The following is a 24,051-nucleotide window of genomic DNA, read 5'->3' on the forward strand; positions in this document are numbered from 1 at the left end:
CCGCCATGCCGGCGCCGGCGGCGACGAGCAGCACGGGGATCTTGAACCACAGGGGCCAGGGCGCGCGCCGGGTCCTAGCGGCCGCGCGCGCGGTGGGCTGCGGTGCCGCGCGCTCCCGCTCCGCCAGGAGCGCCGCGATCTGATTCTGGAACTCCGCCTGGACCCGGCTATCCGGGTCCACGCCGCCGTGCGCCGGGACAGGCCCCGGGACAGGCTCGGCCCGTGCCTCGCCGAGCCCCCCGCCGAGCGGCCCCGGGATCTCGGCCTCGGCGGCGACCATCAGGCGCGCCTCGTGCCGGCGCATGAACAGCCACAGGGCGACGGCGCCCAGCAGGACGAAGGCCAGCAGCCCGAGGCCGACGGGACCCATCACGTTCTCGATCGAGCGGCCGCACAGGTAGGCGCCGAACCCCATGATCGAGGCCCAGGCCACGCCGCCGAGGGCGTTGAAGGCCATGAAGCGGCGGGCGTCGAGCTTGTTCACGCCGGCCAGGACCGCCGCGTAGGCCCGGAGCATCGCGGTGAAGCGGCCGAAGAACACGATCTTCCCGCCATGCCGGCGGAACAGGTACTGGCCGAGCTTGAGCCGGCCGTGGTCGAGCCCGATCAGGTGGCCCTTGCGCAGGAGCAGGGGCAGGCCCCAGCGGCGGCCGACCCAGTAGCCGGCATTGTCGCCCAGGATGGCGGCGGTCGCGGCGATCGCCACGACGACGGCGATGTTGATGTTGCCGGTGCTGCCCGCGTAGGCCGCCGAGGTCAGCAGCACCGTCTCGCCGGGCAGGGGCAGTCCGGCGCTCTCGAGGGTGATGATCACGAAGATCGCCAGGTAGCCGTAATGCGCGATCAGGTCGGCGATCGGCAGATCGTGCAGGAAGGACATGGGGTCTCCTCGCGGATCGATGCCGCGCGCTGTCGCCGACAAACGTGGCCGCTCCGGGGCGGCGTGATCATCCGGCCGGTCAGCCGGCGCCGGAGGGCACGTCAGCCGCCCGCGACCGGGCCAGGTGGGCGCGCATCCAAGTGATGGTCCCGGTGAGACCCGCCTGCAGGGGGACGCGGGGCTGCCAGCCGAGTTCCGACCGGATCAGCGCGGTGTCGAGCACGTTGGCCGGCACGTCGGCGGCGCGGCTAGGCCGGTGCACGCAGGGGAGGTGGTCCCGCCCGAAGGCCACCTTCAGCTCGGCGATGACCTGGTTGACGCTCAGGCCCCGGCCGCTGCCGACGTTCAGCACCTTGTGCGGTCCCCGATAGGCCACGGCCCCCAGGAAGGCGTCGCTCACGTCGTCGATGTGGAGGAAGTCGCGCACCACCGCGCCGGTCCCCCAGACCTCCAGCGGCTGGTCGGTGAGGACGCGGTGGATGTAGCTGCCGATCAGGCCCTGGTGCTTGGTGCCGAGCTGGAAGCGGCCGTACGGGTTGGCGATCCGCAGGATCTGGTAGTCGATCCCGTGAAGGTGCCGGTAGAGGTGGAGCGACTTCTCGATCATCAGCTTGCTGATGCCGTAGGCCGAGATCGGGTCGGTCGGCGCTTGCTCGGGGATCGGGATGGCGGTCGGGATCCCGTAGATCGCGCCCCCGGAGGACGCGAACACGAGCTTCCCGATCCGGGCCGAGCGGCAGATCTCCAAGAGGTGCAGCGTGGCGATCGGCGCCGCCGAGAGCTCAGCCGACGGGTCGCGGTTGGAGCTCTCGGGGATCGAGCCGGCGATCAGGTGGAAGACGACGTCCTGGCGCTCCACCGCGTTGGCGAGGGCGAGGCGGTCGGAGAACTGGCCGGACACCCGGGCGACGCGCCGGTCCAGGACCTCGGCCTGCGGGTGGCTGCGGCTGAAGCACGTGACCTCTGCGCCCGCCGCCGCCAGGCGGTTGCACAGGTTCAGCCCGAGGAACCCGCTGCCGCCCAGCACGAGGCAGCGGGCGCCCGCGAGCCCCGGCCCGGGCAGCCCGCCGGCGGCGCCGCTCATGGCCGCGGATCGGCGGGGAGAGCGCCGTCGGACCCGGCCTCGCCCGCTGCGATCAGGCGCTCGAGCAGCGTCCGGGCGGTGTCCTCCAGCGCGCGCCGGGTCGGCTCCAGGGGCGCCTTGCCGGAGGCGCGGGCCGCCGCGTAGGCCGCCGCGTAGGCGGTGTCCCAGGCGGCGGCGAGGATCGGGCCGCCGGCCGCTTCCAGGTCGTCGCGGATCGCCGTCCAGGCCGCCCGCTGGGCGGCGTCCCAGGCCGCCGCCCGCACGTAGGGGCCGGTCTGGCGCAGGGTGAGATTAGCGATCGCCGCCCGCTTGCGGGCGCGTCGGAGGTCGTCGCACAGCCCTGCGAGATCCCCCAGATCGCGGATCTCGGGCAAGCCGGCCAGCACGTCGGCCTCGACGTTCAGCTTGGCGAGGTGGAACCACGCCGGCAGATGTACGCGGACGAGCCAGTCGGCCACCATCCCGGCCCGGCGTCGCTCGACGGGTTCCGAACCGCGCGTCCCGACGAGGCGGGGAAGCAGGGGGAGGATGCGGCCGTCGCGCGCCGCCTGCGGCAGGCCGTCGCTCCACGTGCGGACGAAGGCGGCAATCACGGGCGACGCGCAGGCCGGCCGGTCCGAGAGCGGCTCCCCGGCGAGATGGGCGACCGCTTCCATGGCGCACAGCGCCCCGTCGCGCCCGGCCTGCCGGCCGGCCGCCAGCGTCCGGACCGACGCGATCCGGTCACCGCCGATCTCAAGGCTCCCCGATTCCGGCATCCGAAGGCTTTCCTCATCTCCCGCCCGTGCGCCGGCCCAACGCCGCGGGCGGCGGCCGGCGCGCGAAGCCACGGCCGACCCGTTCGGGACGGGGATTTACCAGTTCCGCGGCGGGACGCTAAGGGTGGGCTCCTGCCACGACGCCCGATGCGCGGCCCCGCTCCTGCTGGCGGCCGTCCGAGGTTGGCACCACGTCGAGGCCGGGAACGGGCCGGTCGAGCACGCGGAACATGTCACACTTCCTGGACCTGATCAGAGATCATCGCGGCGGCCAGGCCGACCTGATCGCGCGGCTCGGCGCGCTCGCGGCCGACCCGGCGGCGGCGGGGACCAGCCCCGGCACGATGATCCGCCATCTCGACGCCCTGGCGTTCCGGCTGGACGGGGGCGGCGCGCCCGATCTCGCGGCCCAGGCCTACGACCTCGCGGCCATCCTGGCGGGCCGCGATGGCGGCCGCTGGACCCTGGCCGCCGCGGAGGCGCGCCTGCGCGACCTCTGCGCCCGCGGACGCTTCGCCGAGGCGGATCCGATCGTCGCGCGCCTGCGCGCCGCGGACGCGAACCGGCTGCGCCCGCGGATCATGGAGGAGCTGATCGACAGGGCGTGGCTGCTGGAGCTGCGCGGCGAGGCCGAGGCGAGCGTCCAGTGCTACCGCCTCGCCCTGGATCTCAACGGCGGCGCGCCCGGCCTCGTCTCGCGGGACGGGGATCCGCTCGCCAAGAAGATCAAGAATCTGCGCCGGCTCCAGCTCGACGCGCTGATCGAGGCCGGGGACTTCGACGCGGCCGTCGCCCTGCACGAGACGACCCGCCGGCTGATCGGCGCCGGCCCCCTGGCCTGCTACGACATGGTCGCCGCCGCGTCCCTGGCCGGCCGGCCGGGCATCGACTACGCCGAGCTCCGGCCGCCCCGGCCGATCCAGGCACCGGAGCTCAAGTTCACCGAGCCGCCGCCGCCCCTCACCTCCGAGCCGGGGGACATGGAGGCGCCGAGCCAGTACCTCGCGTTCGTCGACGGCTGCCACGCCTTCCCGCGCAGCAACCTCGTCGTGAAGGACGGCCACCTGATCTACGACCTCGCCGCCCATCCCCGCCGGCGGGACGTGCTGCTCCAGGACGGGGTCAACCCGGACCAGATCGTGATGGCGGCCTTCGGGGAGAGGCGGGCCCTCGTCGAGGTTCCGGAGGACAGCCTGTCGATCGAGGCCGGCCTGTCGATGTTCGGGCTCCAGAGCCGGAATTACGGCCACTGGTTCTGCGAGTTCGTGCCGCGCATGCTCGCCTACAACGATCCTCGCTGCCCGGACGGCATCCCGCTCTGCATCGACGACCACATGCCGGCGACCCACGAGGAGGTGGTCCGGCTCCTCGACACGCGCGACCGCCCGATCATCAAGCTGCCGCCCCGGCCGGTGGCGTTCGGCCGGCTCGGTCTCGCGCCGGTGCCCGCCTTCTTCCCGTTCGAGATGCGGCCGGGGCAGCCGGTCTACGACACGATCTGGCCCGCCGACATCCTGGTCGATCTGCGCGCCCGCATCCTCGACAGCGCGCGCGCGCGCGAGGCCCTGAGCGACCGCACCGGCCGCCGGCTGTTCATCTCGCGCAAGGCCTTCGCGCAGCGCCAACTCGTCAACGAGGTCGAGATCGCCGAGGCGCTCCGGCCGCACGGCTTCGAGGTCATCACTCCGGAGACGATGACGTTCCTCGAACAGGTCGACGCGTTCCACGCCGCCGACATCATCGTCGGCTCGTCGAGTTCGGCGCTCACCAACGGACTGTTCTGCCGCCCGGATTGCCGGATCCTCGGCCTGATCCACGCCAACCTGAGCTTCAATTTCCGGGGCTATACCAGTTCCATCGAGGCCGGCGGCGCGCGGATCACGTTCCTGCGCGGCCAGACGACGAACGAGGACGGTCACGCCTTCCACGCCAGCTACCACGTCGCGCCGAGCGCGGTGGTCGCGGCCCTCGGATCTCTGGCGCAGCCAACCCCGGTGCTATCGCCGCAGGTGCCGCCCGTCGCGCCTGCGGTCGCCGGACGGTCGGTCGTGGGCCGACTGCTCGGCGCTCTTCCATTCCCGCGGCGAGCCGATGGACAATAGATCAGTAATTGCATTTGTTCGACAAGGCTCGCGGAAGTAGAGTCCGACCGTTGCGGATCGGTCGCGTTGCGCTTAGAGGGCTTCGCGACATCGGATCGCGCTCCGGACGCGAAGGGGCCTCGGCACGGTCCATGGTATGTTTCGCGGTCGAGGGTCGACGTCAGAGAGCCGGCATTTCGGCGGGGGAACGATGACTCAGCCACACCTGATCGAGTTTCGCCACATCCTCGATCACAGGGGAGCGCTGACGCCCATCGAGGCCGAGAAGGATGTGCCGTTCGACATCCGACGCGTCTATTTCATCTACGATGTCTCGCACGGCGCGGTGCGCGCGGGGCATAGCCACAAAGAGCTGCAGCAGGTCCTGATCGCGATCTCTGGCAGCTTCAAAGTCCACCTGGATGACGGCCGCACGCGCCAGACGTTTCTGCTCAATCGACCCAACATCGGCCTCTATGTCCCGCGCATGGTGTGGCGCGATATCGACGAGTTCTCCGGTGGGGCAGTGTGTCTCTCCCTGGCCTCGCAGCATTACGAGGAGAGCGACTATTACAGGGACTACGACACATTCTTGCGCGCCGTGGGAAGCCGGTAGGGGAGGCCCGCGATGAAGGTTCCGTTTCTCGATCTCGGCCGCACCCACGACACCGTCCGCGCCGACCTCGACGCCGCGTGGCACCGCGTCCTGGACCGTTCGCGATACGTCCTGGGTGAGGAGGTCGAAGCTTTCGAATCGGAGTTCGCCGCCTATTGCGAGGCCGAGCATGCGGTCGGCGTCGCCAACGGCCTGGACGCCCTGATCCTGATCCTGCGCGCCTACGGGATCGGTCCCGGCGACGAGGTGCTCGTGCCGTCGAACACCTTCATCGCGACTTGGCTAGCGGTGAGCCAGGTCGGCGCGAAGCCGGTCTCCGTCGATCCGGATCCGTCGACCTACAACATGGACCCGGCCGGAGCCGCGCGGGCTGTCAGCAGCCGGACGAAGGCCATCATACCGGTCCACCTCTACGGCCAGCCGGCCGACATGGAGGCGCTGCGCGCCCTCGCGCACCGGCATAATCTCGTCTGCATTGAGGATGCCGCGCAGGCCCACGGCGCGACCTTCGCCGGGCGGCGGACGGGCAGCCTCGGCGACGCCGCCGCTTTCAGCTTCTATCCGGGCAAGAATCTGGGTGCTCTGGGCGATGGCGGGGCCGTAACCACGTCCGACACGGCAGTCGCGCGCCGGATCCGCGAACTCGCCAACTACGGCTCGCGCGAGAAATACGTGCATCGGCAGCAGGGGGTGAACTCGCGGCTCGACGAGCTTCAGGCCGCGCTGCTTCGCATCAAGCTGCGCCATCTCGACGACTGGAACAGCCGGCGCCGCGCCGTCGCGGCCGCGTATCGGGACGGCCTCGCCGATACGGACCTCACTCTTCCGCAGGTCGATCCGCGCACCGATCCCGTCTGGCACCTGTTCGTCGTCCGATCCGGGCAGCGGGATGCGCTGACGGCGCGGCTCGACGAGGCGGGGGTCGGCACGCAGATTCATTACCCGATCGCCCCGGCAGATGCCGAAGCCTATGCGGGCGTCTCGATCGCGGGGGAGAGCCGTCTGGGCCGCGTCCTCGGTCGAGAGATCCTGAGCCTTCCCATCGGGCCCCATCTTCAGGAAGAGGAAATCCGGCACGTCGTGCTCGCCTGCCGTGCGGCCATGGCCTCGAACCAGCGCCACGGCCCGGCGTGAGATCTACAGCCTCGGACCGCTGAGCCCGGGGCCGTCAGCAGTCCTAAGATCCGCGGCCGGTTCCCCGCGCCGCGCAGTTCGGGCAGCTGGAGCGTCTCGGGACCGGGACCGCCCGGGCTCGGACGCCGATTCCAAACGGAACAGGAGGCCCCCGTGTCATCGTCACCCCTGAACGCTGCCGACGGTGGGCCTCCCAAGGACGGCCCGAGTTCCTTGGAGAACCTCCGGACCGGCCGCGACGTCGATCTCGCCAAGGTCGACCTCACGTTCGAGGGATTCCGCGCCCTCGCGCAGAATCCGCACCTCTCCGCCAACGAGCGGATCGGCTTCCCGGAGACGTATCGCGACGGCTTCGAGGAGGCGATCCTGCGCGACATCGCGGCCAAGCTCCCGGCCCTGCTCGGGACCGGCGCCACCATCGTGGATATCGGGCCCGGATGCGCCGGGCTGCCGCATCGCCTCATTGATCTGTGCCGCGAGCGGGACCACCGCCTGGTCCTCGTGGATAGCGCGGAGATGCTCGAGCAACTGCCCGACGTCGCCGGCGTGACCTCGAAGATCGCCGGCGCGTTCCCGGCGAACCGGGACGCCGTCCGGAATGCGGTCGGCCAAGCCGACATCGTCCTCTGCTACAGCGTCTTCCATTACGTGTTCGCGGAGGGCAATCCCTTCACCTTCCTCGACAGCATCGTGGCACTGCTCGCCGATGGCGGCCGTGCCCTGATCGGCGACATCCCGAACATCTCGAAGCGGCGCCGCTTCTTCGCGAGCGAGACCGGCCGGCGCTTTCATAAGGCCTTCACGCAGACCGACTCCGAGCCGGACGTCCGCTACAATGAGCCGAGCCCCGGCAAGATCGACGACGCCGTGCTCACGGCGCTCATCCAGCGGGCGCAGGCCGCCGGCGCGGACGCCTACGTCATGCCTCAGGCGCCGGATCTCCCCATGGCCAACCGGCGCGAAGATCTCCTCATCATGAAGGCGTAATCGATGAAACCGCTGATCATCTTCGGCAACGGCGAAATCGCCAGCATGGCCTATGAGTACTTCACCCACGACAGCGGCCATGAAGTGAAGGCTTTCTCGATCGGCGAGGCGTACATCACGCAGCCGCATCACCACGATCTGCCGGTGATCCCGCTCGCCCAGGTGCAGCAGGCCTACCCGCCCGAGGAGTACGACGCCTTCGTCGCCATCGGCGATTCGAAGCTCAACCGCGTCCGTGCCGATCTCTGCGCGCAGGTCAAATCCATGGGCTACAGGTTGACGTCGTATGTCAGCACGAAGGCCTTCGTCTGGCACAATGTCACGATCGGCGAGAACTGCTTTATCCTGGAGCACAACGTCGTCCAACCCTTCGTTGAGATTGGAAACAACGTCACACTCTGGAGCGGCAACCACATCGGCCACCGCTCGGTCATCGAGGACAATGTCTTCGTGAGTTCACACGTGGTGATCTCGGGCTTCTGCCGGATCGGGGCCTACAGCTTCCTCGGCGTCAACGCCGCCATCGGGCACGGCGTCACGATCGCGCCCGACAACTACATCAGCATGGCGTCGAGCCTCGCGCAATCCACGGAGCCGGACAAGATCTACCAAGGCAATCCAGCAGAGCCGCGCAAGATCGCCGCAACGCGCTTCTGCCGAGCGCGCTAGCGATGACCGTGACGGTCCGGCGGTTCACCCGGGATCAAACCTCGGCCTGGAACGCGCACAATGGCACGGCTCTGAACGGACATTTCCTGTTCGATCGCGGCTTCATGGATTACCACGCCGACCGCTTCACGGACGCCTCGCTGCTCATCATCCGCGACGATACGCTGGTGGCGACGCTTCCCGCGAATGTCGACGGCGACACCATCCATTCCCATCAGGGCCTGACGTTCGGCGGACTCCTGACCGGCCGCCTGTCGACCGACGCCACCCTGACGCTGTTCGAGGATTGCCTCAACCATTACAGGCAGGCCGGCGCCAGGAAGCTGATCTACAAGCCGGTCCCGTCGATCTATCACCGCCGGCCCGCCGAGGCCGACCTCTACTGTTTGTTCCGTGTCGGCGCCCAGCTGGTCCGGAGGGACGTCACCACGACGATCGACTACCGGCTGCCCGGCGAACTCTCGTCCCGCCGCCGCCGGGGTGTCGGCAAGGCGCAGAAGGCCGGCCTCACCGTCCGCACCGACAGCCGCTGGCCAGAGTTCTGGGACATCCTCGCGCAGACGCTCCGGGAGCGTCACGGCGTCGCGCCGGTTCACACCCTGCCGGAGATCGAGATGCTGGCGGGGCGCTTTCCGGACAACATCAAACTGTTCACGGCCGAGCAGGCGGGCGAGACGGTGGGGGGCGTCGTGATCTTCGAGACCGCGGACGTCGCGCATGCGCAGTACATCGCGTCCAACCGGCAGGGCCGGGACGCGGGGGCGCTGGATCTCCTCTTCAGCACGCTGATCAAGACCTATCAGCCGACGAAGCGCTATTTCGACTTCGGCATCTCGACCGAGGAGGGCGGCCGCGTCCTGAATCAGGGCCTTCTCATCCAGAAGGAGGAGTTCGGCGGCAGCGCCGTGATGCACGACACCTACGCAATTGCATTGTAGCGAGGCGAATCGTCCGAGGTCCTGGCTAACCCGAGCCCCGCGGAGGCGGTGATCGCCCCGCCGACGCGTACGGCCTGGCCATTGAGGTCGGGGGGGCCCTGCACCGCTCCCGAAGCCGTTGTCGATCAGGTCGCGGCAGCGCCTGTCCCGACACACGGCCGGGCTCACATCCTTCGAAATCCGTCCTCGGCCGCGGCCGGATCCCGGTAGGCCAGACCGAACCCAGTTCGTCCGAAGCCGTTGCCGTTGTAGAAGAGCAGGGTCCGCTCGCCGACTTGGCAGGTCGCACCGAAGCACGTCATCTCGGACGCCCATGCCTGTCCTGCGGTATCGATGACCGGAACGAGGCGGGACGGATCGACCGGGCCCTCGTCCCACGGGCACATCATCAGCCTGTAGCTCTGTTCGGTTCGAACCGAGACCATCAGGACAGGGTCCTGCCCGGGGAGCGTCTCGACGCGCGGACGGCCGAAGCCGATCTCGCCGCGCGCCTCATCCGGCAGCAGCACATCCTCCGCCGGGGCCGCCCAGTTAATCCCGTCCGCGGATCTCGACCGGCGGATGGCGTAACGCGGGAGCATCTTCCCGGAGGGGCTACGAACGAAGCGGTTGCCGCCGATATAGAGGATCTGGAAGCCTTCCCCCACCCGCCGGACAAACGGAGCAGTCCGGAAGTAGCCCTCGTCGGGCGTCGCCGGAAGGACAGGCTCCGTCTTCCACCGCCTGAAGGTTTTGCCGCGATCTTCGCTCACCGCGAGGCCGGCCAAGAGGGTATAGGGAACGTCCTCCGACAGCCTCTGCCAGCCGACGTAATACAGCCGCCAAATATCATCGACGCGTTCGAGATGACAGGGATTGACGCCGTCTGCGTCGAAACACCCCGCGGCTCCGAGATCGAGAACGGGGGCGGGATCGAAATGGATGACCGGGTGCGGATGGTCCAAGCTCAGGTCAACGGAGAAGATACGCCCGCGCAGATCGGCATCGCAGGACGAGAAATATACCCGGACACGGTCCGCCAGCACGATCGGCGTGGGCAGCATGGCGTGCGTCCGGAGCAGACCCGAGCCCGGCGCGGCGAACCGCAGGCCAAGATCGGTCCATGGCGTCTTCATGCTGTCATCCCTGTCGATCAAATCGCGACGACGTGCGCCGGCACAGCCAGATTTCAAACATTGGTCCGCAGCACGGTATCCAGGTAATCGAGATCGATGCGGTAATTGCCGTGCGTCAGCTCGAGCGAGCGGCGCCGCGTCTCGGCCCCTGGGCGATAGGCCCCGTGCTCACCGGGGACGGCCAAGTAGCGACACCCGGCAAACCTCGCGAGGCTGGCGAACGTCGAGAACTGCACGGCGAACGGCGACACGAGTCCCAGGACGAGGGTGCCCGGCGATGCGAAAACCAGATTGGCGAAGGCGGCGCCGATCGGCCCGGCGATGCAGCGCGCAGTCCTGAAAGCCTCGACCTGTTCCGCGAAGCTGAGCTGCCCCGGGTTCACGATCTCGAAACCGTGCCGGCGAAACACTGCCTCCACCTCGGCGGCGTTCGTGATGTTACGCCCCGCGGATCGCCCGAGATAGAGCTTCCGGACCGCCGGAGTACTGGGCGCTGGAACGGCCTCGATCACTCGCTCACGCAGCCAGGAGAGGCTCGCGTGATTGACAGCGGCGACCGTCCAGAACTCGACGTCGGGCGTATCCGGAATGAAGGTCATCAAGGACGGAACGTAGAGCGTCTTCACGTCCAGCCGCTGCCCGTGCTGCCGGACCGTGAATGGGCGGCCCGGGAAGAGCAGCTTCAGGGCGTCCATTTCCTGCGGAAACAGATCGTCGCTCAGGATGAGCGGCACATCCTGCGGTATCGACGCATTGTCGACGATGTAACCCTTCGTGGCGTACTCGATCAGGAAGTGAAAATAGTTCGCACCGCATCGCCCGATCAGAAGGATGCCCGCATCGATCGCCCGATCCGCCTCCTGCGGGACACGGGCCAGGACCCGGTCGCCCTTGGGGCCGAAACAGGTGATGACGAACTCGCACTGGCGGCTCGTGTAGCGGAACGCCGGGTCCGCCTCCAGCTCGTAGACCACGAAGGCGGAATGGGAGACGATCTGAGCGAAGCCGAAGAGCGACGCGTCCCGGATCGTCGCGCACCAGAGTTCCGGCCTGCGCAGTCGACGGGCGGTCGGCGGCTGCGCGGACAGGGCGACCTCTGGATCCGTGAAGTCGAACACGCCGGCTTCCGCGATGCCGCGGCAGTCGATCCAGGGCACCGCATCCCGCCCGATCCGCACCACCGGGTAGATCGAGCCGAGACCGGTGCCCGCTCCGCCGCTCGGACGTGCGTGCGATGCGGACCGCACGGCGAGGAAGCGCGCGAGCGCGAGGGCGAGCCGAAGCTGCAGGCCGAAACCGCGCCGGGTCGCGAGTTGGTTGATGCGGTAGCGGAAGCAGTCCGTGATGTCCTGACGGCTCTGCCCGAGCATCGCCAGAACGGCGACGAGCACGGGCGACCACGCGTAGATCCGCGCCTCCATGCGCGCGTTGGGCGCGCGCAATGGCGCCGCGGACCAGTGCCGCGCGAAATGGGCGACAGGATCGACGCCTGCTGCCGCCACGTCGGCATTTCGTGTCAGATAATAGTCACTGTCGACGATCCGGCGCGCGATCCGTAAGGCAAGCCACTCCAACATCGCTGAGATATCTATCCTCGACGTCGAGCGGCGCATCGTGCAGCTGAGATCGGGTGCTCAGCACAGTCGCTCGCCGCTCCGATCAGGAGGCCTGTGACAAGGCGGAGTGGCGCTCGATGGTCGACGCGTGCGCCGACCTGAACACGTCATATGCTTCGCGGCTGAAGTGAAAGAAATAATCTTGCTCGCCCTCGTCGACGATTTTCGCGCCCGAACGGAGGTGGAAATTGATCACGCTCTCATTCTCACGACGCACGTCGAAATGACAATGCTCGAAGCCGAGGTGCTCGAACCCCAGTTCGTAGATCGCGAGGGCGGAGTAACCTGCCAGGCCGACGACCGGAGGGGGGGCGATGATCCAGCTGCCCCAGCAGAACGACTTCAATCCGGCGATGATCCGAAAATCGTACATCCGGACCGTGCCGCGATCCTGGCCATCGGAAACGATGATGAAATAGTACTGTCTGCCCGCGGCCTCGTCGTTCTTGTATCGCGTGAGCCACGCTGCCTGCTCTTCCACCGTGGTGGGTGGCGCGTTGAGGAAACGGCTGAGACGGTTGTCGGAGCGCAACCGGTAGATCAAAGCCGCGTCGCTCGGCTCAGCCAGCCGCAGATTCGAGCGCCGCCGGCTGTCCAGCGGACGCGCTTCACGGATCCGGTCGATGGGCATGTGCATACGGGGTGGATACGTCTCTGTGGCTGGAACGCGACGAACGCACGGATCTCGGCAAGTCCTGCCACGCGCGAAGGCCCTTGTCACGCGACGCTCCGGGGCCGGTCTGCCGCGGTGCCGACACGTCGTGTGCCCGTCGGTCCGCCGCGGAGAGGGTCACGCATCCCGGCATCAAACGACCCGGGCTGAGCCGGACCCGTACAGCGGGCGAAGCCACCTAGCCTTCCGCGGAAACCAACCGTCTCAGGCTGGCACGAGCCACGTCCTCAGCAAGCCGTCGAGGCGCCGCGCGTTGATGGCATAGCTTCCTTGCCGGAGCGAGATCTTGTTCGCGCTCAAGCGGACAAAGTCACGCTTTCGCTTGTCGCTCAGGAGATGGATGCAATCGCAGCCCATCAATTCCGCCAGATTCTGGAACAGGGACGAGGTGACGGCGTAGCGTGATCCGAGGCCGAGCACGGATGTCCCGGGCCTGCAGAAGATCGTGTTCGAGAACGCGGCGCCCAGGGGACCGGCGACATGGGTCGCGGCAGCGAATAGTCTCACCTGCTCGATGAAGGACAGAGTGCTCGGATCCACGATCGCGAAGCCGTGCCGCGCGAAGACAGCCTCGACCTCGTCGGCGTTCACGATGTTTCTGCCGCGCCGCCGGGCCAGAAAGATCCGGGACGGCTGGGACGGTGCGTCGTCTTCGAGGTTCAGGGCCTCGTAGGCACGCCGCCGCAGCCAGTCCAGGCTCGCGAAGCGGAGCCCCTCCTTCTTCCAGTCGGTGACCTCAAGCGCGTCCGGGAGATACGTCATGAGGGACGGGATGTGGAGCTTTCCGACGTCGAGCCGCTCCCGGCTGGACACCGCGACGAACTTCCGACCCGGAAAGAATAACTCGAGGGCCTCCATCTGCGATGGGAACAGATTGTCCGAGATGACCAGCGGGATGTCGTCGGGGAGACCCAGGCGATCAATCAGGTAGCCTCGGGAGAGATACTCGATGAGGAAGTGGAAATGGTTGTTGCTGCACCGGCCGCCCAGCAGGATCGCCTCGTCGAGGCGGCTTGTCGCGGCATCGGGCAGGCGCGCCACGATCTTGTTGTCCTGTGGCGCGTAGCAGGCGATGACGTGCCGATGCTGTCCGGCCGCGAAGGACAGACTCGGATCGGCGGCGGGCTCGTAGCTCACGAAGTGACCGCTCGCCGCGACCTGCATGGCTCCGAAGACGCTGGCGTTCTGGACGGTCGCGCACCAGAGCGGGGGTAGCGTGACCTCGCGCGCGACGAGCGCGCCGCGCCCTTCCCACACCCGCGGGGAGCTGAATCGATGCGTCTCCGGCGGGTCCATCCTCCGCAGCGTGAGCCAGGGATGCTCGTCGCTGATCCGGGCGATCGGGAGCGTGGTGCCGACGATCCGCTGCAGATTCGCAGCGTCGGGCCCGGACCCCATAGCCCGGGCCGCCAGGAGACGCGCAACCCAGCGGGCGAAGCGGAACTTCAGACCCAGGTCGCCGCACCAGAGATCTTGATAATACGCAACGAAACACTGGACCCAGTCGTCGCGCCGGATCGGCAGGAGCACGGCCGCCAGCGCCAGGAAGGGCGAGAGCCTGATGATGGCCCGCTCCATGGACGGGTTCGCCGCGCGGATGGGGACGGCATAACCGCATTCGGCGAAGTGTCGGACCGGATCGACACCGGCCGCGCGGACGTCAGGATAGCGGTTCAGATAATACTCGGCATCGACCAGTTTCCCCGCGAGAAACAGGCTGACGCGCGCGCGCAAACTGGAGATGAGGACGGCACTCATACCAACCCCTCCGGGCATCGGGCGCTCAAGGGCCGGATCCAGAAACACTCATTGTCCGGACGCGGGCCGATCTCAGGCTGCGTGCACAGCGCCGACGGCGCCGTCCATCACGATGTGACGGAGGATCTGGCAGATCCGCTCCGCGTTGGCGGTCCCGAGCTCGCCGTAGAAGGGCAGGCAGAGGACTTGGTCGCCGACTCTGTTGGCGACCGGCAGATTGTCGATCGCACTGTCGGGAAAGAGACGGTACGGCTCGTACTGGCTGCACAGCGGATAGAAATAGCGGCGCGCGAAGACATTGTAGTGCTTGAGGCGGTCGTAGACCTCGTCACGGCTCACGCCGGCGACGGCCCGGTCGATCCGAAGGCAGTAATACTGCAGGCTGTCGGTATCGAGGTCGAGCGGCCGCGAGGCGGTGATGCCGGGCACACCGCCGAGGTGATCCCGGTACACATGCGCGAGGTCGAGCCGCTTCGCCTTCTCGGCCGCGACCGCATCGACCAGGCACAGGCCCATGGCGGCCTGGATCTCGTTCATCTTGCTGTTGATGCCGACAGCCTTGACGGTCACCTCGTCGGCGATTCCGAAATTCTTCAGCAGCTCCATCCGCCGCTTCACGTCGCCGTCGTTGGTGACCACGGCCCCACCCTCCGCGGTGTGGAAGAGCTTCGTGGCGTGAAAGCTGAACATGGTCGCGTCGCCGTAGCTCGCGATGGGCCGGCCGTTGACCCGGGTCCCGAAGGCGTGGGCGCCGTCGTACAGCACCTTGAGGCGGTGCTTGCGCGCGATCCGCTCGATCGCCTCGACGTCGCACGGGTTGCCGTAGACGTGAACCGCGAGGATTCCGGTGGTGCGCTCCGTGATCGCGGCCTCGATCCGGGCCGGATCGAGAGTCATCGAGTGCTCCTCGATGTCGGCGAAGACCGGCCGGATGCCGTGCCAGGCGAGCACGTGCGGGGTCGCCGCGAAGGTGAAAGGTGTTGTGATGACCTCGCCCGAGAGATCGAGGGCCTTGACCGCCGTCATCAGGGCGTTGGTGCCGTTGTTGAACAGCGCGATGTGGCCGTCGCCCAGGTGCGCGTGGAGCCGCTTCTCCAGCTCCACGTGCTGCGGCCCGCCGTTCGAGAGAACGGCACACTGCCAGATCGCCTCCAGATGCTTCGTGAAGACCGCGAGTTCGGGCAGCATCGGACGGGTCACGTAGATCGGCTGATCGAACGATCGCGGCTCAGCGCTCATGGAACCTCCTCGCGATGTTCGGACGCGAGGCCGACCATCTGGACACATCGAATTCGGGAAGACTGAAATGACGTAGCAATCGGGCGGAGCTGAGGCCGATCAGGCCGGTTTCGGCGCCGGGGCGACGATGTCCGCCCGGGGCCAGATCGTCGCGTTGTCGGGCAGGGCGCGCAGCACGTTGCAGCCCATGCCGACCGTGACGCCCTGCCCGAGGGTGAGGCCCTGAAGAACCTTGGCGAGCGGCCCGACGAGGCTGTCGGCACCGATCGCGCAGCGGCCGCCGACGAAGGCGCCCGGTGAGATCGTGGTGTTGTCGCCGACGACCGTGTCGTGGCCGACGATGGCCGCCGAGTTCAGCACGCAGAAGCGCCCGAGCCGGGCGTCGGCGTTGACGATCACGCCGTGCGCCACGAAGGCGCCGTCGCCGATTGCGACGTCCGGGCTCACGATCGCGCGGGGCGAGACGAGGGCGGGGCAGGGGAGGCCGTGGCGGTCGAGCCACGCGATCAGCTCGGCCCGCGCCCGGATCGCGCGCCGGCTCACGCCGCCGACCGCCAGGACGACGCCGTCATACTCCGCCCGGTCGGCGAGCAGCGCGTCGAGATAGCCGCGGTAGCGGCCGACCTGGACCTCCGGAGCGGTCGAGTAGGTATCCTCGACCGTGTGGCCGAGGGCGCGGGCGATCTCGGCGATCTCCTTGGAGAAGCCGCCGCCGCCGATCAGCGCGAGCCGCTGCGCCGTCCCGGTCACAGCACGGCCCCGCCGTCGACCCGCAGGATCTCGCCGGTGACGTGCCGGGCCTGCGGCGACATCAGGAACGCGATGGCGTCGACCACGGACTCGACGGTCGCGGCGCCCGCGGGGCTGCGCTTCTCCAGCGCCTCCTTGAACTCCGCGCCGTACAGGCGGGCATGGGCCTGGGTCATCTCGGTGTCGAGCCAGCCGGGGGCGACACCGACCGCGCGCCGGGGGGCGAGTTCCCGGGCGAGCCCCTTGATCAGGGCGTCGAGGCCCGCCTTGGAGGCGGCGTAGGGCACGATCGCCGGCTCGGGCCTCTGCGCCGCGACGGACGAGACCGCGCAGAACACCGCGTCCCGTGTCGAGACGCGGGCGCTGCCGAAGGCGGCGGCGAACAGGGTCGGCGCGACGAGGTTGGTGCGATAGAGGCGCTCGACCTCCTCCACGCCGAGGCTGCGCATCGGCTTGATGACCTGGACGCCCGCGCAGTACACGAGCCCGGTCAGGAGCCCCCGCTCGGCCACCGCCGCCTGCAGCACGCCGCCGATCGCCGGAAGGTCGGTGACGTCGGCCGCGACGGCGGCGCAGCCGAGGGCCTCCAGCTCGGCGAGCCGGTCCGCCCGCCGGGCGAGGGCGGTGATCCGCGCCCCGCCCGCGCGGAGGCGCTCGGCGACGGCGCGGCCGATGCCGCTGCTGGCCCCGACGACGAGGACGTGCCGTCCCGGCTCCGACATCGGCTCCGACATCGCGCTCAGGCCTGCAGCTTCGCGCCGGCCAGCGCGATCAGGTCGTCGGTGGTCGCCGCCCCGGCGATCCGCTGCGGATCCACCTCGAGGCCCAGCGTGTCGTAGAGCGCCATGATGTTGAGGATGCCGAGCGAGTCGAAGGTCTCGATCTCCCCGAGGCTCTGCCCGCGGGCGAGCGGCCCCGGCTGGTCGAGGATCGTGCCGAGTTCGTCCAGGAATGCGCCCTCGGTCATCGGGTGGTCTCCTCGTAGGTCAGGACCGGGGGCGCGAAGATCCGGTCGGTGGTGATCGTGCAGGCTCCCCAGCTCAGGCCGACCCCGAAGCCGGCGAGCAGCGAGTGCACCCGCCGGCCCGCATAGGCTTCCGCGAGGAAGCCCGAGATCGTGCCGGGGATCGAGGCCGAGTTCTGGTTGCCGTAGACCGACTGGGTGCCGGTCGGGAGCTTGCTGTCGTCGAGCCCCAGGCGGCGCTGGAGGTTCTTGAGGATGTACTTGTTCGGCTGGTGCAGGACCAGGAAATCGACGTCCTCGGCGCGCGTGTCCGAGAAGGCCAGGATGCCCTCGATCAGCGGCGGGACGCGCTTGAGGGTGAAGTTGAAGACCTGCGCCCCGTCCATGTGCATGGTGCCGGGCTTGCCCGCATCCTCGGCGTCGGCCCGGAGGCCGCTGTGCGGGATGAACAGGGCCTTCTCGCCCGAGCCGTCGCTGTGGAGCTGGAAGAAGCTCTCGCTCGCGCGCCGCTCGATCAGCACCGCGGCGCCGGCGTCGCCCATGATCGGCGTGATCGACCGGTCCCCGGTCGCGACCATGCGGCTCGCGACGTCGCCGACGCAGAGGAGGACGCGCTCGAGGCCGGATTCGACCAGGCTGTAGGCGACCGACAAGCCGTAGACGAAGCCGCTGCAGCCGAGGCGGATGTCGAAGCAGAGCGTGTCGGTCCGCATGCCGAGGCGGTGCTGCATCCCGATCGCGGTCGACGGGGAGCTGTAATCCGGCGTCTGGGTGACCAGGATCAGCCCGTCGACGGCGTCGGGCTGCAGGTCGAGGCCGCGCAGGAGGTGGCGCGCCGAGTGCAGGCAGAGATCCGCCGTCGTGGTGGCGGGATCGGCGACGACGTGCCGGGTCGCGAAGCCCATGGCCCGCTTGAGGCGCTCCGCCTCCTCGGGGGCGAGCCCGAGGCCGGCCGCCTCGTCGTCGAAGGCCTGGACGCGCGCGCCGACCGTGGTGACGAGCCCCGCGAGGGTCGCGCGCGAGAACCGCAGGTCAGCCATGCTCGACCGTCTCGGCGACGTAGTCGATCCAGCCCTGGAAGCGGCGGAGCGGCGACTTCGTGCTGTCGAGGATGCTCTCGTTGGCGAGCGGCACGTAGCGGCCGACCGTCCGCTCGATCTCGGATTCTGTCTCGAGGAGGAGCTCGACCACCGCGAAGGAATCGAGCCGCTCGTAGACGTCGTCGTCGGGCCCGGGATTCTCCAGGTCCGGGCGCCCCCAGGTCTCGACGAGCCGCGCGAAGGTCGCGCGGGCAGCCGCCTCGACGGCGCCGCGGTCACTCCGCGACGATGTGGATGTAGGGGGTGTCATCCGGTCCTCGTGTCAGTCGGTACGTCTTGCCCTCGGGGCCAGCGCTCAAGGGTTCGAAGCCGTTGTCGTCGAGGAAGCTCTCGACCATCCGGTTCTTCGCGCTCGGGCGATACTGGGCCCTCAGGTCCCGATCGCCCTCCTGCTGGCAGACGTGGCGCAGAATTTGGGCCTCGATGCGGCGTCCGAGCGCCCGGCAGCTCATCAGGAACGTCTCGAGTTCGCCGCCCCGGACGATGGCGACCCCGACGATGCCCATGTCGCCGAACCGGTCGACCACCCGGGCCGCGTAGACGCCGCCCTCCCGCATGGCGGTGGCGACCTCGTCCTCGGTGTAGCGCCGCGTCGTCAGGTTGAACTGGTTGGTCTTGTTGATCAGCTGCGTGACCCGCCGCAGGGAGCCCGGGTTGTTGCGGGCGACGTGCACCCGGATCTCGAGGGAGGCGAGGTACTCGTCCATCGAGGCGGCGGAGCGCTGCAGCTCCTGGCGCTGGGCCTCGCCGCGGTACTGCTCGGTCTTGGCCAGGTCCTCGGCGGTGACGTTCCGGGCGCGCAGCGACGCGATGCCGTCGAGGAGGGTGAGCGCCTGCTCGGGGCGCGTCCGGTCGAACAGGTGGCACTCGACCCCGGGGAGCCGGGCGCGGACCTCCTCGATCTCGAACGGGTTGTCGTCGAGGAAGATGAAGCTGTCGAGGCCGAGGTTCAGGGCCGCGGCGAGGTCGCGGATGTTCTCGCTCTTCTCCGTCCAGTTGCTGCGGTAGGCCACGAAATCGTCGAGGCGAAGCGGCATCGCGCGCTGGGCGAAGACCGCGCGGAAATCCTCCTCGTTGTTCTTGGTCACCGCGCAGAGCAGGATCCCGAGGCCCTTCAGGCGCAGGAGCTGGCGCTGGAGCTGCGTGTGGACGATCCCCGGATAGTCGCTGTCGACCTCCAAGTTCTCCACGCCGTCCTCGCCGACGACGCCGCCCCAGAGGGTGTTGTCGGCGTCGACCACCACCACCTTGCGTCGCGCCCGCAGCCGCGCCGCGACGGCGTCGGCGTAGCGCTCGCTGAGCGCGTCCACGGCGGCCGGCGCGTAGGGCATCTGGTACATGTACCGGTTGCGCTCGCGGAAGGCGTTGGCGAAGCCGAGCAGCGCCAGCGCGCCGGCGGCGTCGACGACGCTGACCCGCTCCTGCGCCCGGGCGAGGTCGAACAGCACCGCGTTCACCCGCGCCAGCGCCTGAAGCTGGTCGTGGAGGTCGCTCTCGACGGACGAGACCGGCACGAACGGCACGGTGTTGAGGATGATCGTCCCCGGCGCCCGGGCGAGACGCGCCGAGACCAGCTCGGCGAGGCCGCGCGCGCGGTCCACGGCCGCCTCGTCCGGGGCGACGTCGAAGAACCAGCGGTGGTCGAGATGCACGATCAGGACGTCGGCGGCGGCGGGCCCCGCCAGCACCTGCTCGATCTGCCCGATGGGGAGATGCTCGCACGAGACCGTGGCGAGATCCGCGAGGCGGCCCGCCACCTTCCCGAACGGGTTGGTGACGACGTTTCCGACGAAACCGATCGACAGGGCGCGAGCCGTGGTCATCCTCGATACCGGTCCCTGCGACACCCTGCGGATGCCTGCCCTCCGGCGATCGACCGGCCCCTTTCCGTGCGTGCGAGCGCCGCCCTCTTGCGAGATCGCGTGCCATAAAGCAAGGGGCCGGGCATCCGGCGGCCGGCCAGCCCGGCCGGGGCGTGGACCGGGCGGGGGCCGGCCGAGGAGGAGCTGCGCGATGAACGGATCCGGTTCGGACGAGGCCGCCGCGACGACGCGGACCTGGACCGAGGCCCATCAGGCCGCCTTCGCGCGGGCGACCGGCGACGTGAACCCGATGCACATGGACGCGCGGATGGCCCGGCGGACGCTCGCCGGCGAGCGCGCCGTCCACGGCGTCCATGCCGCCCTCTGGGCCCTCGATGCCTGCGCGGACGCCCATCCCCTCGACCGGCTCGCGACGCTGCAGATGCGGTTCGAGCGGTTCGTGCTGGTCGGTGACCGCACCGTCCTGACGGTCCACGAGGCGGACGCGCGGCAGCTGCGCCTGTCCCTGGCGGTGGACGGCGTCCGCACCCTGACGATCCAGGCGACCTTCGCGGCGGATCGGGCACCGGCCCGACCGGTCGAGGCGGCGCCGACCGCGATCCCCGCGGAGCCGGTCGCCCGCGATCCGGCGGCGCTGCCGGGCCTCGCCGGGGCTTTCGCGCTGCCGGACCCGGCGGCGATCGCCGCGCTGGCGCCGCGCCTCGCCCGCGCCCTCGGCCCGGGCCGGGTCGCGGCCCTGGGCGGCCTCTCGACCCTCGTCGGCATGTTCGTCCCCGGCCTCCACTCGATCCTCTCGAAGATCGACGTGACCGTCACAGAGGGCGGCACCGGCTCGAGCCTCGGCTACGCGGTGAAGCGGTTCCAGCCGATGCTGCAATCGGTGACGCTGGACGCCGTCGGCCCCGGCCTCGTCGCCCGGGTCGAGGGCTTCGTCCGCCCGCGGCCGGTGGAGCAGGAGAGCCTGCGGGACCTCGCGGCGCTGGTGGAGCCGGACGCCTTCGCGGCGGTGTCGGCGCTGATCGTCGGCGGGTCGCGGGGCCTCGGCGCCGCGACCGCCAAGCTGATCGCCGCCGGCGGCGGGGCGGTCTGCATCACCTACGCGTCCGGCGCCGACGAGGCGGAGGCGATCGCCCGGGAGATCCGCGACGCCGGCGGCCGCTGCCAAGTCCTCCGCTACGACGCCGCCGAGCCGGCCGCCGCGCAGCTCGCGGCGCTGGCGATGCGCCCGTCGCAGCTCTACCATTTCGCGACGCCCCGCATCTTCCGCCAGAAGCGCGCCCCCTTCGAGCCGGCCTGCCTGGACGAGATGATGCGCGTCTACAACACCGCCTTCTACGAGCTGAGCCAGTTCTGCCTGGAGCGCGGCGACGCCGTGGCGGCCTTCTACCCGTCGACCAGCGCCATCGACGAGGCGCCCCGCGACACCCTGGAATACGTGATGGCCAAGATCGCCGGCGAGACCCTCGCCGCGACCCTGGCGCGCACGCTCCCGAACCTGCGCACCGTGATCGAGCGGCTGCCCCGGGTGAAGACGGACCAGACCGCTACGATCTTCCCCGTGCCGGCCGCCGCGCCGAGCGCGCTGATGCTGCCGATCATCCGGCGGATGTCGGCGGCCGCCTGACCCGGAGGCGTGCCGGGTGCGGGACCGTATCGGACGGCCCTGTCCGAGCCGGGCGCCGGGATCACTCCGCGGCGGCGTCGTGCCGGACCTCTTCGTCCGTGTCCGGATCCGCCTCGACCTCGACCTCGACGTCCCCGTCCTCGGCCCCGTCGGGCGCCGCGGCGGCGGTGAAGAAGTCGCCGTTCCGGATCGCCTCGCCGCCGGTCACCAGCATGCTGAGATAGGTGTTGAGGGTGTTGGGCGCGACGTCGGGCAGCCGCTCCACGATCTCGGCGTGCGACAGGCCCTGCGGGCCGGCCGAGCCGAGCAGCGCCTTCAGCCGCCCCTTGGCCGAGTTGGCCCGGGGACCGCGGGCGCCCCGCCGTCCGCCGGAGGCGGGCGCGGCGCGGTCGGCCGCGGCGGCCCGCGGTCCCTCGGGCGCGTGGAGACCGGAGGCGTCCAGCGGGATCCCCTCGACGATGGAGGTCAGCGCCGCCTCCGCCGCCCGGAGCTTGGTCAGCTCGGCCGCGATCCGGTCGTAGTCGCTCTGCAGCGCGGCCCTGCGCGCCCGAACGTCCACCAGGGCCTTCGTCAGGGTGTTGTCCTCAGCCACCGGACGGCCTCATCCCATGTTTTCGCTGGCTGACGGCATACCTCACAGGTGCCTCCCGGCGTCAACAGCCGCGGAGAGGCGCGCCGACCGCGCCCGGCCACGGGCGCCCGATCCCCGCGCGAGTTGTGAGGACAGCGCCCGATGGCTTAGAGACATTCCTGAAACGCCGATGCCGGCTCGGAGGCGTCGGCGCGACCGCCGAATGTCGACAGATCCCGATCTCGGCACGCCGATACCGTAATCGTCATGTCAGAAGGCGAGCTTCCTTCCGCGGGTTCGATGTGCGGCCGTCCGCTCCGGGGCGTCGGCCGCGCCGCACCCAGGGGCGTTCATAGATCCCGCAGAGCGAATTATGTCTTTGAATATCTTCGACAAAGGGGAGAATAATGTCATCGACATTGATTCGCGGGATCAGCACAGCCAAGCGGGAAAAATCTACGTCAACGGCGACAACAACTACATCCGCATAGGCAGGGGCTGCGTGTCCGACAAGGACATGCACATCGTCATCGAGTCGAATTGCCGATTCGATGTCGGCGAGGACGTGCGGCTGTCGATGGCCAACATCTATATCGGCCCCGGCTCGGTGCTGCGCATCGGCGACCGGACCGGCTTCACCGGGCTCGTCCATCTCAACCCCGTCGAGGGAAAGGCGATCGAGATCGGCACGGACTGCTCGATCGCGTCGGGCGTCTGGATGACGACGAGCGACTTCCACTCCATCGTCACCCGGGACACCGGCGCGCGGCTGAACCCGGCCAAGCCCGTGCGGGTCGGCAACCACGTCTGGATCGCCAATCAGGCCACGCTGCTCAAGGGCACGGTCATCGGCGACAACGCGATCGTCGGCGCGCACGCCGTCGTCACCGGGACGGTTCCGCCCCATTGCGTGGCCGCCGGCAACCCCGCGCGGATCGTGCGGGAGAACGTGACGTGGCGGTCCGACCTGATCTGACCGCGCCGGCGGGTCGCGCGGGACGTCGGGCAGGGCGCGCGGTTGTTTACCCCGCGCGCGCGTTCCGTTAGGGCGATGGGCCGTCGGCGCGGCACCCTGCCCGGCGCGCCGAGACGCCTTCGATCCAGCCCGCGCGAACACATGCTCACCCGAGCTCCAGGCCTCGAACCCAGCGCCGACTCCGGCACGCCCTCCGACGGCGATCGGCGGCCGTCGCGCGACAGAGCGGGCGCCGCGCGTTGAAGCAGATCCGCGGCCTGTACCATCGCTGGGCGCGCTCCGGCCCGATCCGCGCGAGCGGCAACCCGCTGATCCGGCTGGCGGCCCGCCGCGGCCTGCCGGCGGCGGACGATCTCGTCACCGCGGACGCGCAGGTCGCCGCCCTGGCCCCGCACTTCGACACGGCGTTCTACGCGAGCTGGTACGGGATCGCGGCCGACCCGGTGCGCGACTACCTCGTCCACGGCTGGCGCGCGGGCCGCGACCCGCGCCCCGACTTCGACTCCGCCGCCTACCTCGCCGCCCATCCCCACCTCGCCCGCGCCGGCATCAACCCGCTCCTGCACGCCCTCGCGCGCCGCCGCGCCGGACGTGGCGGGGCCGGCGGGGAGGGGGAGGCGGCCGCCCTGCCGAAGCCCGACACGGCCGAGGCTCACCGCCTCGCCCGCCGCCTCGTCGACGGCGCCTACTATCTC

22 protein-coding genes and 2 pseudogenes are annotated in these 24,051 nt (G+C 69.6%); 9 read left to right on the plus strand and 15 right to left on the minus strand.

All coding sequences use genetic code 11. From position 1 onward, the window contains the following. Window positions 1-244: 244 nt before the first annotated feature. The 3 genes and pseudogenes from ACLBYG_RS29030 to ACLBYG_RS29040 form a co-directional block, all read right to left on the minus strand. Window positions 245-880: pseudogene (locus tag ACLBYG_RS29030) on the minus strand (DedA family protein); the annotation flags it as partial. Window positions 881-959: 79 nt separating this feature from the next. Continuing rightward, the gene (locus ACLBYG_RS29035; RefSeq protein WP_447683771.1) at window positions 960-1,964 is read right to left on the minus strand and encodes an NAD-dependent epimerase/dehydratase family protein; all 1,005 of its coding nucleotides are present in this window, start codon (window positions 1,962-1,964) and stop codon (window positions 960-962) included. Further along, the gene (locus tag ACLBYG_RS29040) at window positions 1,961-2,722 is read right to left on the minus strand and encodes a hypothetical protein (protein ID WP_447683772.1); all 762 of its coding nucleotides are present in this window, start codon (window positions 2,720-2,722) and stop codon (window positions 1,961-1,963) included. Before ACLBYG_RS29040 ends, ACLBYG_RS29035 begins: the two co-directional genes overlap by 4 nt. A 230-nt stretch (window positions 2,723-2,952) precedes the next feature. On the opposite strand from ACLBYG_RS29040, the gene ACLBYG_RS29045 reads away from it, so the two are divergent. The 6 genes from ACLBYG_RS29045 (at window position 2,953) to ACLBYG_RS29070 (ending at window position 9,147) form a co-directional block, all read left to right on the plus strand. Next, window positions 2,953-4,824 (plus strand): glycosyltransferase family 61 protein, encoded by a 1,872-nt coding sequence (locus ACLBYG_RS29045; protein ID WP_447683773.1) that lies wholly within the window; start codon window positions 2,953-2,955, stop codon window positions 4,822-4,824. A 190-nt stretch (window positions 4,825-5,014) separates the two neighbouring features. Beyond that, window positions 5,015-5,419, plus strand: coding sequence for a sugar 3,4-ketoisomerase (locus tag ACLBYG_RS29050; RefSeq protein WP_056529697.1), 405 nt, complete (start codon window positions 5,015-5,017; stop codon window positions 5,417-5,419). A 12-nt stretch (window positions 5,420-5,431) separates the two neighbouring features. After that, window positions 5,432-6,553, plus strand: coding sequence for a DegT/DnrJ/EryC1/StrS family aminotransferase (locus tag ACLBYG_RS29055; protein ID WP_447683774.1), 1,122 nt, complete (start codon window positions 5,432-5,434; stop codon window positions 6,551-6,553). Window positions 6,554-6,706: 153 nt separating this feature from the next. Beyond that, window positions 6,707-7,540, plus strand: a complete 834-nt coding sequence (locus ACLBYG_RS29060) for a class I SAM-dependent methyltransferase (RefSeq protein WP_447683775.1) — start codon at window positions 6,707-6,709, stop codon at window positions 7,538-7,540. Between the two features lie 3 nt (window positions 7,541-7,543). Further along, window positions 7,544-8,209, plus strand: a complete 666-nt coding sequence (locus ACLBYG_RS29065) for an acetyltransferase (RefSeq protein WP_091981744.1) — start codon at window positions 7,544-7,546, stop codon at window positions 8,207-8,209. A gap of 2 nt (window positions 8,210-8,211) precedes the next feature. After that, window positions 8,212-9,147: a GNAT family N-acetyltransferase gene (locus tag ACLBYG_RS29070; RefSeq protein WP_447683776.1), complete on the plus strand. Its 936-nt coding sequence runs from the start codon at window positions 8,212-8,214 to the stop codon at window positions 9,145-9,147. Window positions 9,148-9,311: 164 nt separating this feature from the next. Here ACLBYG_RS29070 and ACLBYG_RS29075 read toward each other — a convergent pair whose 3' ends face one another. The 11 genes from ACLBYG_RS29075 to ACLBYG_RS29125 form a co-directional block, all read right to left on the minus strand. Continuing rightward, window positions 9,312-10,262 (minus strand): hypothetical protein, encoded by a 951-nt coding sequence (locus ACLBYG_RS29075; RefSeq protein ID WP_447683777.1) that lies wholly within the window; start codon window positions 10,260-10,262, stop codon window positions 9,312-9,314. Between the two features lie 53 nt (window positions 10,263-10,315). Further along, window positions 10,316-11,839 (minus strand): glycosyltransferase family 61 protein, encoded by a 1,524-nt coding sequence (locus ACLBYG_RS29080; RefSeq protein ID WP_447683778.1) that lies wholly within the window; start codon window positions 11,837-11,839, stop codon window positions 10,316-10,318. A gap of 82 nt (window positions 11,840-11,921) precedes the next feature. Beyond that, on the minus strand, window positions 11,922-12,515 hold the full coding sequence (locus ACLBYG_RS29085; protein ID WP_100253549.1) for a GNAT family N-acetyltransferase: 594 nt from the start codon (window positions 12,513-12,515) through the stop codon (window positions 11,922-11,924). A gap of 240 nt (window positions 12,516-12,755) precedes the next feature. Next, window positions 12,756-14,309, minus strand: a complete 1,554-nt coding sequence (locus tag ACLBYG_RS29090; protein ID WP_447683779.1) for a glycosyltransferase family 61 protein — start codon at window positions 14,307-14,309, stop codon at window positions 12,756-12,758. 72 nt (window positions 14,310-14,381) lie between these two features. Then, window positions 14,382-15,548, minus strand: a complete 1,167-nt coding sequence (locus ACLBYG_RS29095; RefSeq protein WP_447683780.1) for a DegT/DnrJ/EryC1/StrS family aminotransferase — start codon at window positions 15,546-15,548, stop codon at window positions 14,382-14,384. Between the two features lie 99 nt (window positions 15,549-15,647). After that, window positions 15,648-16,298, minus strand: coding sequence for an acetyltransferase (locus ACLBYG_RS29100; RefSeq protein WP_447683781.1), 651 nt, complete (start codon window positions 16,296-16,298; stop codon window positions 15,648-15,650). Next, window positions 16,295-17,020: an SDR family NAD(P)-dependent oxidoreductase gene (locus tag ACLBYG_RS29105; protein ID WP_447683782.1), complete on the minus strand. Its 726-nt coding sequence runs from the start codon at window positions 17,018-17,020 to the stop codon at window positions 16,295-16,297. The genes ACLBYG_RS29100 and ACLBYG_RS29105 overlap by 4 nt, the downstream gene beginning before the upstream one ends. Before the next feature lie 17 nt (window positions 17,021-17,037). Then, entirely contained in the window at window positions 17,038-17,265 is a 228-nt protein-coding gene (locus ACLBYG_RS29110) for a hypothetical protein (protein WP_010685059.1), read from the minus strand. After that, the gene (locus ACLBYG_RS29115; protein WP_447683783.1) at window positions 17,262-18,302 is read right to left on the minus strand and encodes a ketoacyl-ACP synthase III; all 1,041 of its coding nucleotides are present in this window, start codon (window positions 18,300-18,302) and stop codon (window positions 17,262-17,264) included. The genes ACLBYG_RS29110 and ACLBYG_RS29115 overlap by 4 nt, the downstream gene beginning before the upstream one ends. Beyond that, on the minus strand, window positions 18,295-18,612 hold the full coding sequence (locus ACLBYG_RS29120) for a hypothetical protein (RefSeq protein ID WP_447683784.1): 318 nt from the start codon (window positions 18,610-18,612) through the stop codon (window positions 18,295-18,297). Before ACLBYG_RS29120 ends, ACLBYG_RS29115 begins: the two co-directional genes overlap by 8 nt. Next, the gene (locus tag ACLBYG_RS29125) at window positions 18,578-20,185 is read right to left on the minus strand and encodes an HAD-IIIC family phosphatase (protein WP_447683785.1); all 1,608 of its coding nucleotides are present in this window, start codon (window positions 20,183-20,185) and stop codon (window positions 18,578-18,580) included. Before ACLBYG_RS29125 ends, ACLBYG_RS29120 begins: the two co-directional genes overlap by 35 nt. A 190-nt stretch (window positions 20,186-20,375) precedes the next feature. Here ACLBYG_RS29125 and ACLBYG_RS29130 point away from each other — a divergent pair, with 190 nt between their 5' ends. Beyond that, the gene (locus ACLBYG_RS29130) at window positions 20,376-21,809 is read left to right on the plus strand and encodes an SDR family NAD(P)-dependent oxidoreductase (protein WP_447683786.1); all 1,434 of its coding nucleotides are present in this window, start codon (window positions 20,376-20,378) and stop codon (window positions 21,807-21,809) included. A 61-nt stretch (window positions 21,810-21,870) separates the two neighbouring features. Here ACLBYG_RS29130 and ACLBYG_RS29135 read toward each other — a convergent pair whose 3' ends face one another. After that, window positions 21,871-22,401 (minus strand): hypothetical protein, encoded by a 531-nt coding sequence (locus ACLBYG_RS29135; protein WP_447683787.1) that lies wholly within the window; start codon window positions 22,399-22,401, stop codon window positions 21,871-21,873. 496 nt (window positions 22,402-22,897) lie between these two features. Here ACLBYG_RS29135 and ACLBYG_RS29140 point away from each other — a divergent pair, with 496 nt between their 5' ends. Together ACLBYG_RS29140 and ACLBYG_RS29145 are read left to right on the plus strand one after the other, a co-directional pair. Next, window positions 22,898-23,356, plus strand: coding sequence for an acyltransferase (locus ACLBYG_RS29140; protein WP_447683788.1), 459 nt, complete (start codon window positions 22,898-22,900; stop codon window positions 23,354-23,356). 239 nt (window positions 23,357-23,595) lie between these two features. Beyond that, window positions 23,596-24,051: pseudogene (locus ACLBYG_RS29145) on the plus strand (glycosyltransferase); the annotation flags it as partial.

The organism is Methylobacterium sp. D53M, from assembly GCF_053345625.1.